Genomic DNA, 13,205 nt, shown 5'->3' on the forward strand with positions numbered 1-13,205 from the left:
CGCGGTGCGCTACCCGGCCCTCGACGGCCTGCGCGCGCTGGCCGCGCTCGCCGTCGTCACCACCCACGCCGCGTTCTGGAGCGGGTCCTACACCCCCGACCTCGGCGGGTTCGCCCTCGCCCGGCTCGACGTCGGCGTCGCCGTGTTCTTCACGCTGTCGGGCTTCCTGCTGTCCCAGCCGCTGTTCCGCGCCGCCGCCGAGGGCCGCCCGGCGCCCCGGACCGCGGCGTTCCTATGGCGGCGGGCGCTGCGCATCCTCCCGGCCTACTGGCTGTGCGTGGCGCTGGCGCTGCTGTTCCTGCCGGGCAACGAGGACGCCACCCCCGGCGACTGGCTGCGGTTCCTGACCCTCACCCAGATCTACTCCCGCGACTGGCACGCCGAGGGCCTCGACCACGCGTGGAGCCTGTGCACCGAGGTCGCCTTCTACCTGCTGCTGCCGCTGCTGGTCCGCGGCCTGCTGGCGGTGTGCGGCGGGTGGCGCCCGGCCCGGCTCGTCGCCGCGCTCGGGGTGCTCTCCGTGCTGGGGTCCGTCTGGAGCCTGTGGGCGGCGAGCGACCCGCTGGTCCTCGCCTCGCTCACCCTGTGGCTGCCGGCCTACCTGTCCTGGTTCGCCGCCGGCATGGCCACCGCGATCCTGACCGTCTCGCCGCCCGGCTGGGGGCCGGTCCGCCTGGTGCACGTGCTGGCGTCGAGCCCGTGGACCTGCTGGGCCGGCGCCGCGGCGCTGTTCTGGGTCGCCGCGAGCCCGCTCACCGGCTCGGTCGAGATCGACCAGCCGCTGACCGGGGCGCAGGTCGTGGTCAAGCACGCGCTCTACACCGGCGTCGCCGCCCTGGCCCTGGTGCCGCTGGTCTTCGGCGACCAGACCGCCGGCCGGGCCCGCCGCTTCCTCGCCGGCCGGCCGATGCGCTGGGCCGGCGAGATCTCCTACGGCGTCTTCCTGTTCCACCTGCTGCTGCTGGTCACCTTCTGGGACCTGTTCGCGCACCCGCTGCCGGTGGTCCTCGGCGGGACGCTCGTGGTCTCGGTCGCCGCGGCGGCCGTCTCCTACCGGTTCCTCGAGCGGCCGCTGGTGGAGCGGCTGCGCCCCGTGGTCCCGGACCGGCCGCCGGCCCGCCCCGCCGACCAGGTGATCGCGCGGGACGAGGACGAGGCGCAGACCCTGGCCCCCTGAGGCCGGGTCAGTCCGCGGCGCGGAGCCGCGGCCGCCGGACCCGGGGCGCGGGCAGCACCGCGGCCACCACCGCCGCGAGCGCGGCCAGCGCCAGCACCTGCCGGGCGGTGCCGGTCGCGTCGGGCACCACGAGCAGCAGGACGCCGGCGACCGCCACCGCCCCGGCGGCCACGCCCCCGAGCACCGCGGCCCGCCGGGTGCGCAGCGCTGCCCCTGCCGCCACCGCGACCGCCAGCAGCCCGAGGCCGACGACCCCGCCGGCCAGCGCGGTGCCGGCGACGGCGGCGAGCACCACGAGCACCTGCCCGCCCCGGCCGCGGCGCCCGGGGGCCGGCACGGGCCGCGGCCGGCGCACCGGCAGGACGGCGAGCAGCACCAGCAGGAGCACCGCCGCGGCACCGGCGGTGAGCGCGGCCCGGTAGGCCGTGCCGGGGAGGAAGTCCAGCGTCACCGTCCCCGCCGCGCCCGGGGGGAGCACGTAGCCCTGCTGCCACCCGTCGACGGCGACGGTGTCCAGCACCTCGCCGTCGAGGGTGGCCCGCCACCCGGGGTTGGTGTTCTCCGGGACGACCAGCAGCGTCGGCTCGTCCCGGGCGGCCACCCGCACGGCGCGGTGCTCGGCGTCCCAGCGCGTCACGTCGGCCGCCTCCCGGCCGGGCGCGGGGCCGGGGTCCGCGGCGGTGAGCGTCGCCGAGCGGACGGCGAGCACGTCGGTGCCGGTGGCCACCAGCCGGTGCCCGCCCGCCGCCAGCGCGACGCCGGGGTCGTCGCAGAGCTCCAGGTCCAGCTCGTCGAGGGCGCGCAGCGCGCCGACCGTGGTCCGCGCGGTGGTCCCGCGGCGCTCCCCGTCGACGATCACCACCGGGCCGTCACCGCACGGGACGGTGACCTCGGCGCCGGCGTCGAGGGGCGGCGCCGGGCCGCCGGCCTCGAGCTCGCTCACCCCCACGCCGAGCGGCGTGACGAAGCGGGTGACCGGGTCGAAGGTCTGCAGCTCCAGCGGCAGCGCGAAACGCACCTCCAGCCGGTCGGTGGTGACCGGGGCGAAGCGGGCGGTGCCGTCGTCGTCGAGGGCGATCGTGCGCGGCAGCCCGCCGGTGACGAGGGTGACCGCCGTCGGGAAGGAGGCGGCCAGGCCCGGGGTGGTGACCACCCGCAGCGAGTCGACCGTGCGCGGCGCGGGCCAGGTGAGCGTCAGCGCCGGGGCGTCGTCGCCGGCCGCGGCCCGCCAGGCGGTCGCCGGGTCGCCGTCGACCGCCGCCAGCGCGCTCGCCCGCGGGTCGTCGACCGCGGTGCTGCTGGCGGTGGCGCGGACGCCCGCCCCGCCGGCGTCGGCGAGCAGCGCGTCCAGCGCCGGGCCGGGGCGCGGCCGGGCGGTGAGCGCCAGGTCGGCGTCGGTGGGCGCGGCCGCGGTGAACACCCGGTCCAGGCCCGCGGTCTCCTCGGCGGCCGCGGCGAGGACGGCGGCGCAGCGCGGGTCCCCGCCGGCGTCGACGACGCAGCCGGAGGCGGTGCCGTCCGGACCGAGCGCGTCGAACGCCCAGGCCGCGACCTCGCCGTCGGGGGCGGGGGTGACCAGGGAGCGGGTGACGGTGACGCCGGGCAGGTCCACCTCGGCGAGGGCCAGCCCGTCGCCGGGGTCGCCGTCGGCGGGGTCGACGCCGACGGTGAGGGTCCGGGTGGTGCCCGCCGGCAGCGGCAGGTCCTGCGGGTCGGCGGTCGCGCGCAGCGGCCGGGTGACGGTGCCGGTGTCGGTGGTGAGCCGGACGGCGGCCGGCGGGTCGTCGGCGGTCTCGGCGGCGAGGGTGACCGTGACGCCGGCGGCGCGGAACGGGGCGTCGGCGGTGACCCGCCACCAGGAGGCACCCTGCCCGCCGTAGGCGGGGGCCGGCCGCCACGCGGTGGCCGGGTCGCCGTCCAGCGCGGCCCACGGCGTGGCGGCCGGGTCGGACCCGCCGAGGGCGCCCGCGTCGGACGCCGAGCTCGACGCGCTCGGGGTGCCGCCCGCGTAGCGCGCGACCGTCTCCGCCTGCTCGGGGTGCTCGACCCGGTAGTCGCGGGCGGGGCCGGTCAGGCGCCGCGGGTCGTCCGGGGACAGCGCGGCCGACGTCGCCCCGTCGATCCGGCCGAAGCTGCGCTCGCGGCGCACGAGGGCGTCGCTGACCACCGCCGGCCCGGCGCCGTCGGGAGCCGCGCCGGCCGGCACCGTGGGCCGGTCGGTGACCAGGCCGCGGTCCTCCAGGGCGAGCACCGCGTCGGGCCCGCCGCTGACCACCGCGGCGTCGGCCAGCGGCGCGGTCCACGCCCGGGGCGCGGGGTCCTCGACGGCGTAGACCTCGACCGCGGGCGCGGGCTCGACCAGGCCGGCGTCCAGCGAGATCCCGTCGACGTAGGGCAGCTCGGGGACCGCCGGCCCGAAGGCGGCGACCGGCGTGATGCCCGGCGAGTCCCGCAGCGCCTGGCGCACCACCACCGACCGCGCCGACCCCGCGGCGCCGGTGTCCAGGTCGTTGCGGAGCACCAGGTGGGAGAAGCCGGCGCGGGCCAGGTAGCGGGTCAGCCCCGCCGAGCCCTCGCCGCGCTCGAGCCGCCGCTGCACGGCGTCGAGGACGCGGATGTGCCCCTCGGGGGTCAGCGGGACGGCGTTGCGGACGTCCCACGGCGAGTCCGCCAGCGGCTGCAGCGGCTCGTCCTGCGGGCTGCCCCACGCGTAGGTGCCGAACGACGACGCCGGCACCAGCAGCGCGCGGCCGGCGGGCTGCTCGGCGGCCAGGTAGCGCGCCGCGTCCGCCCAGTACCCGGGGACCTCCTCGAAGCCGGTCGGCGGCGCGAGCCGGGCCGCGAGCGCGGGCGAGGCGGTGGCGGCCAGCGCGGCCACCACGAGCGCCAGGACGCCGCGGACCAGCAGCGTCGCCGGCTGCGGCCGGCGGTCGGGCCACGCGGGCACCCACTCGGTCACCCACGCCGGCCGCCGGCCGGGCCGCTGCCGGGACCGCCGGGCGAGGACGCCGACCAGGTGCGCCAGGGCCAGCGCCAGCGGCAGCCGCAGCACGAGGTCGAACTTGTGCACGTTGCGCAGCGGCGCCAGCGGCCCGTCGAGGGCGGCGTTGAGCGGGCCGGCGAGCAGCCCGTCGACGGTCGCCAGGTGGCCCAGCGTCACCAGCGCGACCCCGGCCAGCAGGCCGAGCACCAGCCAGGTGCGCTCGGGCAGGTCGCGGCGGGCCAGCGACCACAGGCCGGCCGCGGCGAGGACGAGCGTCCCGGCCGCCGGGAGGGTCTCGGCCACCAGCGTCCAGCCGGCCGGCCACAGCGGCCCGGTCGCCGAGCCGAGGTACGCCAGCCAGTGGTCGGTGCCGCGCAGGACCGACAGCACGTCGGTCGGCGCGGTGGTGACGTCGGCGTTCTCGATGTAGTCCAGGAACGGCGGGCTGTACCGGCCGAGCAGCAGCAGCGGACCCGCCCACCAGGCCGTGGCCAGCAGCACCGCGCCGGCCCACCAGGCGGCCAGCCGGCGCCGCAGCGGCCCGCCGGGCCGGGTGAGCAGCCAGAGCACCGGCAGCGGGAGGACGGCGGCGGCCGCCACCGCGTTGACGCCGCCGGCGCAGAGCACCGCGAGGCCGGACAGGGTGGCCGCCCGCCGCGGCGAGCGGACCGCGGCGGCGCCGACCAGCGGCACCAGCACCCACGGCGCCACCGCCATCGGGACCACCTCGACCGAGGTGGCGCCGAGGGCGGTGACCATGCGCGGGGCGAGCGCGTAGGCCAGCCCGCCGGCGATCGCCGCCGCCGGCGTCCCGATGCCCAGCCGCCGGACCAGGACGACGACGCCGAGGAACGCGGTGCTCATCAGCAGCGCCCACCACAGCCGCTGCACCACCCAGGCCGGCAGGCCCGCCGCGTCGCCGAGGGCGGAGAAGGGGCCCATCGGGAACAGGTAGCCGTAGGCCTGGTTCTGCACCTGCCCGGCGAAGCCCTCGGGCTCCCACAGCCGCAGGGCGCGGCCGAGGAAGCCGGCGGGGTCGACGGCGAGGTCGAGCTTGGTGTCCGGCACGACCCGGCCCGGCGACTGGGTGAGCGCCAGCCCGAGGAAGGCGGTGCAGACGATCGCGAGCCGCAGCCGCCGCAGCAGCGCCGCCGACCCGGGGCCCCGCGGGGCGCGGTCGGGCTCCCGCGACGCGACCGAGCCCGCCGGGGCGGTCCCGGCGGGCTCGGTCGTCGGCGGAGCGACGGTCACGACCCCGGGAGGGGGGCGCGCCGGCGGTCGGGCGTCACTTGGCGAAGGACACCGGGGCGGTCGGCGGGACGGCGGCCGTCACGGAGGCCCGGTGGGCGCCGCGGTCGGCGCGCAGGAGCAGCACGGCGCCGGCGATCAGCAGCAGCACGCCGAGCCCGGCGACGGCGAGCGGCAGGGTGCGCTGGACGAGGGTGATCTGGTCGCGGGTGTCGGCGGCGTCCGCGGCGGCGTCGCGCAGCCCGTCCTCGGTGGGGCCGAGCTCGGCGGACAGCACCGTCACGCCGTTGTCGCCGCTCGGGCCGCGCAGCACCGTCACCGGGCTCTCGACGGAGCTGACGATCTTGCCGCTGACCGGCTCGACCAGGATCTCCCGCTCGCTGCTGAAGACGACGTCGGCGGTGACGGTCGCGTCGCCCGACTCGCCGGCCAGGCTGCCGGGGACCTCGATCTGGCGGATCACCGTCTCGGGGACCGACTGCAGGAACCGGTAGACCTCGACGCCCTCGACCTCGTCCTCGCCGTCGTAGCGGGCGGGAACCGCCTCGCCGACGTTGCCGTTCCACACCTCGTAGTCCCGCTGCCGGGTGTGGAACGGGAAGGTCAGCGTCAGGCCGTCGATGTCCTCGCTGGCCGCGCCGCAGTCCACCGCCTCGGCCGTCTCCCGGTCGAGGCAGTTGACGACCTCGGAGGGCTCGGTGACCAGCGTGCCGTCGGCCGTGGTGATCGTGGTGCCGGAGGCCCAGACGGCGACGTCGTCGGAGGCGTCGGGTGAGTCGGCGTCGCCCTGGACGGTCAGCCGCGCGGTGACCTCGCCCTGCGCCTCCTCCAGCCGCTCCATGTCCAGGTAGGTCGCGTCCTCGTCGACGACGGCCCGCGAGGCCTCCTGGTCGAGGGGCAGCGTCACCAGGGTGGGCGCCAGCACCAGGCGGATCGCGAGCGCGGCACCGAGGCACAGCGCGCCCAGGGCCAGCAGCACAAACCCGAGGACACGACGACGCATGCGGGGACCTCCTCGACCGAAGCGACGGCTCCACCGGCGTCGCAGCGCGGTCACATTACTGTCGGCCACACCACAGGCCAACTCCGGCCGGTTCCGGTCGGTACCGGTCCCCCGATCGGGTCGGGTACGGCCACGTACCGGCGTCGATAACACCCGTTACCGGGCGTCACACGCACGGCGCCGGAGCACCAGGACGACGTTCCAGCCGGCGACCTCCCGCAGCCCCGGCACGCGCGCGACCCACGCCGCCCACCACGGGTGGTAGCGCGGGTACACCGCCACGAGGTCGGCGTCCGGGCAGCGCCGGGCCCAGCGGACCGCCGCCCCCGCGGAGACGGCGAACAGCGACTCGCCGAACCGGTTCTTCGGCTCGCGGCCGGTGCGCCGCCGGTAGCGCCGGCGGGCGCGCGCCCCGCCGAGGTAGTGCCAGGGCGCGGTCTCGTGCCCGCCCCACGGCGACAGCCAGGGGGTGAACGACAGCAGCACGGTGCCCCCGGGCCTGGTCACCCGCACCATCTCCTCGGCCATCACCCACGGGTGCCGCACGTGCTCCAGCACGTTGGAGGAGTAGCAGACGTCGACGGCGCCGGTGCGCACCGGCAGCGCCTCGCCGCTGCCGCGCACCGTCCCGGGCTCCGGCTCGCCGCGCGCGGCCATCTCACCGGCGTCGGGCTCGAGGCCGACGTAGCGGGCGCCGGCCGCGCGGAAGGCGGCCGAGAAGTACCCCGGCCCGCCGCCGACGTCGAGGACGGTGGCCCCGGCGAGGTCGGCGTGCCGGGCGAGCTGGCGCACCGAGTCCTCGGCCAGGACGCCGTAGAAGGAATCGGGATCGCTCTGCTCGCGCAGGAAGGCGCGGAACAGCCGCACCGACCGCCGCAACGTCGCCGTCCGGTCCATTTCCGGGGCCTCTCCTCAGCACTGGAAGGACCGCCCGTTCGGGCGGGTGGAATGGCTGGTACCCGTCTGTATCGTGCCGCGGGTGATCCGCCTCTCCCCCCGGCGTCCGCCCGTCGACGTCCTGTTCGTCAACTGGCGCGACCTCGGCCACCCGGAGGGCGGCGGGTCCGAACGGTACGTGCACCGGGTCGCCGAGGGGCTCGCGGCCGCGGGGCTGCGGGTCGAGATGTTCTGCGCCGCCCACGACCGCGCCCCGGCGGAGGAGGTCGTGGGCGGGGTGCACGTCGTGCGCCGCGGCGGCCGGCTCGGCGTCTACCCGCGGGCGCTGCTGCACGTGCGGCGCTCGCGCGCCCGGCTCGTCGTCGACGTGCAGAACGGGCTGCCCTTCTGCAGCCCGCTGGTGACCCGCGCGCCGGTGACGGTGCTGGTCCACCACGTGCACCGCGAGCAGTGGCCGATCGTGTTCGGCCGAGTCGGCGGCGCGGTGGGCTGGTGGCTGGAGTCGCGGCTCGCGCCGTGGGTCTACCGGCGGTCCCGGTACGTCACCGTCTCCGGGGCCACCCGCACGGAGCTGGCCGGGCTCGGCGTCGCGCCGTCGCGGGTCACCGTCGTCCCCAACGGGGTGGAGCCCGCGCCGCCGGTGGCGGTGCGCCGCTCGGCGACGCCGCGGGTGGTGGTGCTCGGCCGGCTGGTGCCGCACAAGCGGGTCGAGCACGCCCTCGAGGTGCTGGCCCGGCTGCGGCGGCACCGGCCCGACCTGGTGCTCTCGGTCGTCGGCGAGGGCTGGTGGGAGGACCGGCTGCGGGCCGAGGCGGAGCGGCTGGGCGTCGCCGACCGGGTCGAGTTCCACGGCTTCCTGGACGAGCCGGCCAAGCACGCCGAGCTGGCGCGGGCGTGGCTGCAGCTGTGCCCCTCGGTCAAGGAGGGGTGGGGCCTGGTGGTCACCGAGGCGGGCGCGCACCGGACGCCGACGGTGGGCTACCGGTCCTCGGGCGGGCTCACCGAGTCGGTGCTCGACGGCCGCACCGGCGTGCTGGTCGACGACCTCGACGAGCTCACCGAGGCGGTGGACCGGTTGCTGGCCGACCCGCTCGCGCGGTCGGCGATGGGTGCGGCGGCGGCCCGGCACGCGGCCCGGTTCGACTGGCCGTCGGCCGTGCGGGGCTGGGCGCGGGTGCTGCGCGGGGTCCTGGCGGGGGTGCCGGCGCCCGCCGGTGCGGACGCCGGCCGGGGGTCAGCCGCGGGTGCCGTAGTCCAGGACGTCGATCGGCTGCTGGTCGCTCTGCTCGACGGCGGAGGTGTCCGGGTCGACGGCGGCCGAGACGCCGGCGACGGCCGCGGCACCGATGCCGGCACCGGTGCCGAGGGACAGGAGCACGGCCAGGAGGGTCTTCACGCGGGCACTCGTTTCCTCGGGGGGCGACGTCGGAGCGGGACCATAGACGCCGCGAGCGTGATCCACAACGCAGCCCCGGCCACCGCGCCGAGCGCGGCGCCGTGAGCGACCCCCACCGCGGCCGCCCGCGCGGCCGACGGCCGGGGACCCGGCAGCGCGCCGGGCACGCGGTACAGCCGCAGGTCGGCGCCGTCGACGACGAGCGGCAGGTCCCCCACCGCGGCGGGGACCGCCGGGCCGGGCGTGCCGCGCTCGACCAGCACCCAGCCGACGCCGAGCCGGGCCAGCGCCCGCGGGTCCCCGGCGGCGGCGAGGGCCCGCGCGGCGCGGGCGTCCTCGCCGCGCACCGGCCGGCCGTCGACGACCAGCGTGTCGTCGGCGAGGACCGGCCGGGGCAGCCAGCGGGCCGCGGGGTCCAGCTGCGGGCGGTCGTCGTTCCAGCCGAACGCCCGGTAGGCGCCGGCGGGCAGGACCAGCACGTCGCCGGGCGCGGGGTCCTCGGCGAGGACGGTGCGCACGGTCTGCCAGTCGGCGGGCCAGGCCACCGGCTGCAGCCGGCCGCCGACGCCCCAGGCGAGGTCGGGGACGGCGACCAGCGGCAGCAGCGCGGCCGCGACGGCGACCGCCCCGCCGGCCGGGCCCGGCAGGTGCGCGCGCACGGCCGCGACCGCGCGGCGGGTGCCCAGCCCGGCGCCGACGGCGAGCGGCAGCGCGAGCCAGGCGGCCCACTTCTGCCCGTCGCGCAGCAGGCCGGCCCCCGGCACGCCGGCGACCGCGGTCTCGAGCAGGTCCCGCGTGCCGGGCAGGACGCCCGCGACGGCGAGCAGCAGGCCCGCGGCCCCGAGTCCGAGCAGCCGGCCGCCGCCGCCCGCGCGGGCGGGCCGCGGCGCCCAGCCCGCGGCGGCGAGGGCGAGCAGCAGCGCGGTGACCAGCGGGACGAGCACCGACGCGCGGCTGCCGGGGACGGCCGCGCCGTTCCAGATGCCGCCGGTGCCGAGGACGGCGACCACGGCGCCGGCCCAGTTCTCGCCGCGCGCGGCGAAGGCGGCCACCCCGGACGGGTCCGACGTGCCGGTGACCGGGGCGAGCAGGCCGGCGACCACCCACGGCGCCGAGAGCAGCGCGACCGCCGCCAGCCCGCGCAGGGCGGAGCGGCGGCCGGTGCCGGCGAGCACGGCGCCCGCGGCGAGCAGGCTGCCGGTGGGGGTGAGCGCGGCCGGCGCGACGGCGAGCACCAGCCAGGGCAGCGCCCGCGGCTCGCCGGCGCGCAGCCGCAGCCCGGCCCGCACCACCCAGGGCAGCGCGGCCCACGCCACCAGCAGCGTCCAGTGGCCGATGAGCAGCCGCTCGGCGAGGTAGGGGCTCCAGCCGTAGACCAGCCCGGCGACCGCGCCGGCCGCGCCGCGGCGCCCCTCCGGGCCCGGCGGCACCAGCCGCGCGGCGCCGAGCACCGCGGCGTAGACGGTGAGCAGCAGCACGGCGGCCTGCACCAGCGAGCCGGGCAGCACGGCGGTGAGCAGGGCCGCCGCGCCGTCGGCAGGGACCGCGCGGGGCAGCCCGCCGGACAGGCCGAGCGCGTCGAGGTCGAGGTCCTGGCGCGGCACGAACACCATGTCGGCGAGCAGCACGTAGCCGGGCGCGAGCACCGGCGCGGTCACCAGCAGCGCCACCGCGGCGGCCAGCGCGCGGGCCGGCCACGGGGAGCGGTCGGGCGCGATGACGGGATCGACGGCGGTCTCCACGCGCGCCCCTCTCCCCCGTCGTGCCCGGCTCCCGGGCGCCAGCAGCGTAGGTGCGCGGCGTGAGCGCGTCCCGCAGCCGGGCGGCCCGCGTGGCGCCGGCGGCGCTGGTGTCCGCGGCGCTGCTGTCGGTGAGCGCGCTGTCCTACGTGGTCACCGTGCTGGCCGCGCGGGTGCTCACCCCGGTGTCCTACGGGGAACTGGCTGCGCTGCTCGGCGTGCTGCTGGTCGGCACGGTGCCGGCCACCGGGCTGCAGACCGCCACCGCGCTGCGGCTGGGCGACCGGTCACCGGAGGCGGCCGCGGCCGAGGCGCCGCGCCTGCACGCGACCGCGCTGGCCACCGGCGCCGCCACCGCGCTCGTGGGGCTGCTCGCGCTGGCGCCGGTGGTGGCGCTGCTGCGGCTGCCCGACGCGACCGCGGCCGCCTGGATGGTCGCCGTCCTCGTGCCGCACACGCTGGTCGGCACCTACGACGGCGTCCTGCAGGGCACCGGTCGGCACGGGCGGCTGGCGGTGGTCGTCGTCGCCTTCGGGTCGCTGAAGACGGCGGGCGCGCTGACCGGCCTGCTGACCGGCGGCACGCCGGCCGCGGCGCTGGCCGGCATGGCCGCCGGGTGCGCGGCCGGCGCGGCCGTGTCGTGGCTCTGCGCCGGCCGGCCGGGGGTGGCCCGCGGGCTGCGCGCGCCCGCCCGGGCGGCGGCCCGCGCGGCGGGGGCGCTGGCCGGGCTGGTGCTGCTGGTCAACGTCGACCTGCTGCTCGCCCGGCACCACCTGCCGGCGGCGCTGGCCGGCGAGTACGCCGTCGGCGCGGTGTTCGCCAAGGTCGCCTACTGGCTGCCGCAGGGCGTCGGGGTGGTCGTGCTGCCGCGGATGGCCGACGCCGCGGCCCGGCGGCGCGAGCTGCCGCGCGCGCTGGCGGTGGTCGGCGGGCTGGGTGCGCTGCTGACCGCCGCCACCGCGGCGCTCGGGGAGGCCGCGCTGCCGCTAGTCGGCGGGGCCGCCTACGGCAGCGCGCTGGGCGGCTGGGCGTGGGTGTTCACCGCGTGCGGCGCGCTGCTGGCCCTGGCGCAGCTGCTCCTCTACTCCGGCATCGCCGCCGCGGACCGGGTCGCGGCCGCCGCGGTCTGGGGCGCCGTCGCGCTCGAGTGCGCGGTGGTGGAGGTCCTGGCCGCGGCCGGGCGGCTGTCGGTGCTCGCCGTCGTCGGGACCGCGGCCGGCACCGGCGTGCTGCTGGTGACCGTCGGTCTGCTGCGGCTGCGCGCGGCGGCGCCGGACCCGGACGGCGACGCCGCGGTGGCCGTGGTGGCGGTCAGCGGCGCGCCGGTCGCAGTGCCAGCACCGCCAGCGCCCCGGCCGCGCTGACCCCGGCGCCGGCGAGCGCGGCCGCGTCCCACCCGGCGAGCAGGCCGGCCGCGGTGCCGGCGGGCGCGCCCGCGGTCACCAGCAGGACGACCAGCGTGACGCCGACGGCGGCGCCCAGGTAGCGGGCGGTGTTGTTGGCGCCGCTGCCCATGCCGGCCCGCTCCGGCGGCACGTGTGCCACCGCCTCGCGGCCGAGCGCCGCGTTGGCCGCGCCGTAGCCGACGCCGAGGACGAGCAGGCCCGGCAGCAGCGCGGCGGCCCGGTCGCCGGGGTCGAGGACGGCCAGCGCCGCCAGTCCCGCCGCCGACACCGCGAGGCCGGCGGCCAGCAGCACGCGCCCGTCGACGCCGGGCAGCCAGCGCAGGCCCACCGACGTCGCCGTCGCCACCGCGGACCAGATGAGCACGAGCACCGTCGTCGCGAGCAGGCTCTCCCCCAGCGCCCGCTGCAGCACGGTGGCGAGGAAGGACATCAGCCCGACCGTGGCTGCGCCGGTGACCAGCGCGCCGACGCTCGCGGCGAGGAAGCCGCGGACGCGGAACAGGCCGAGGTCGACCATCGGTGCGCGCACCCGGGACTCGGCCAGCACGAACCCGACGGTCAGGATCGCGCCGCCGGCGAGCAGCGCGACGACGGTGGCGGTCCCGGTGCCGGTGCGGGTGGCGACCAGCCCGACGAGCAGGCAGCACACCGCGGCGACGAGCAGCACCGGCCCGGCGACGTCGACCCGCGGCCGGCGGCCGGGTGCCGCCTCCGGCAGCAGCAGCCGGGCGGCGACCGCCAGCAGCAGCGTGACGACGGCGGTGGCGACGTGCGTGGCCCGCCAGCCGGTGTCGCCGTCGAGGACCACCGCGGCCAGCCCGCCCACGCCGGTGCCCGCGCCCAGGCTTGCGCCCCAGACCGCCGCCGCCCGCGCCCGCGCCGGGCCGAGCGGGAACACCTGCGCGATCAGCCCGAGCGAGCAGGCCAGCACGGCCGCGCCGCCCACGCCCTCGACCAGCCGGCCGGCGACGAAGACGCCGGTCGACCCCGCGGCGGCCGACAGCGCGGCGCCGGCGGCCAGCAGCACGAGGCCCGCGGTGAACACCCGGCGGCGGCCGAGGTCGTCGGCGGCGGCGCCGGTGACCAGCAGCGCCGCGGCCAGCCCGACGCTCATCGCCGACAGCAGCCACGCCTGCCCGCCCGCGCCGGCGCCGAGCTCGGCGGCGGTGGCCACGGCGGTGGCCAGCGGGGTGACGAAGGCGGCGAGGACGACGAGGGTGCTGACCGCGACGACGGCGAGCGTCCGCCGCTGCAGCACGGCGGTCCCGGCGCCGTCGGCGGCCGCGGGCACGGGACGGGACTCGACCGATCGGGACACGCGCGCCCCCAGGAGGCTTGTCGGTTGGACATTCCAAC

Annotated in this window: 8 protein-coding genes; 3 read left to right on the top strand and 5 right to left on the bottom strand. The window is 79.3% G+C overall.

From position 1 onward, the window contains the following. The first annotated feature begins 4 nt into the window (after positions 1-4). Positions 5-1,177: an acyltransferase family protein gene (locus tag ACI79B_RS12770; RefSeq protein WP_456927959.1), complete on the top strand. Its 1,173-nt coding sequence runs from the start codon at positions 5-7 to the stop codon at positions 1,175-1,177. Positions 1,178-1,184: 7 nt separating this feature from the next. Here the strand turns inward: ACI79B_RS12770 and ACI79B_RS12775 are convergent, their stop codons facing one another. The 3 genes from ACI79B_RS12775 to ACI79B_RS12785 form a co-directional block, all read right to left on the bottom strand. Then, positions 1,185-5,411, bottom strand: coding sequence for an alpha-(1->3)-arabinofuranosyltransferase domain-containing protein (locus ACI79B_RS12775; protein ID WP_456927960.1), 4,227 nt, complete (start codon positions 5,409-5,411; stop codon positions 1,185-1,187). A gap of 34 nt (positions 5,412-5,445) precedes the next feature. Further along, positions 5,446-6,411, bottom strand: a complete 966-nt coding sequence (locus ACI79B_RS12780; protein WP_456927961.1) for a DUF3068 domain-containing protein — start codon at positions 6,409-6,411, stop codon at positions 5,446-5,448. A 156-nt stretch (positions 6,412-6,567) separates the two neighbouring features. Beyond that, positions 6,568-7,308 (bottom strand): class I SAM-dependent methyltransferase, encoded by a 741-nt coding sequence (locus ACI79B_RS12785; protein WP_456927962.1) that lies wholly within the window; start codon positions 7,306-7,308, stop codon positions 6,568-6,570. Positions 7,309-7,390: 82 nt separating this feature from the next. Between ACI79B_RS12785 and ACI79B_RS12790 the strand changes: the two genes are divergently transcribed. Continuing rightward, entirely contained in the window at positions 7,391-8,809 is a 1,419-nt protein-coding gene (locus ACI79B_RS12790; RefSeq protein WP_456927963.1) for a glycosyltransferase family 4 protein, read from the top strand. On the opposite strand, the gene ACI79B_RS12795 is transcribed toward ACI79B_RS12790, so the two are convergent. Next, entirely contained in the window at positions 8,701-10,446 is a 1,746-nt protein-coding gene (locus tag ACI79B_RS12795; protein WP_456927964.1) for a hypothetical protein, read from the bottom strand. The two genes, ACI79B_RS12790 and ACI79B_RS12795, sit on opposite strands and share 109 nt — an antisense overlap. Before the next feature lie 59 nt (positions 10,447-10,505). Here ACI79B_RS12795 and ACI79B_RS12800 point away from each other — a divergent pair, with 59 nt between their 5' ends. Beyond that, on the top strand, positions 10,506-11,807 hold the full coding sequence (locus tag ACI79B_RS12800) for a hypothetical protein (protein ID WP_456927965.1): 1,302 nt from the start codon (positions 10,506-10,508) through the stop codon (positions 11,805-11,807). Here ACI79B_RS12800 and ACI79B_RS12805 read toward each other — a convergent pair. After that, the gene (locus ACI79B_RS12805; RefSeq protein WP_456927966.1) at positions 11,755-13,140 is read right to left on the bottom strand and encodes an MFS transporter; all 1,386 of its coding nucleotides are present in this window, start codon (positions 13,138-13,140) and stop codon (positions 11,755-11,757) included. The genes ACI79B_RS12800 and ACI79B_RS12805 overlap by 53 nt on opposite strands. Positions 13,141-13,205 lie beyond the last annotated feature (65 nt).

This window comes from Geodermatophilus sp. SYSU D00879 (assembly GCF_054050375.1).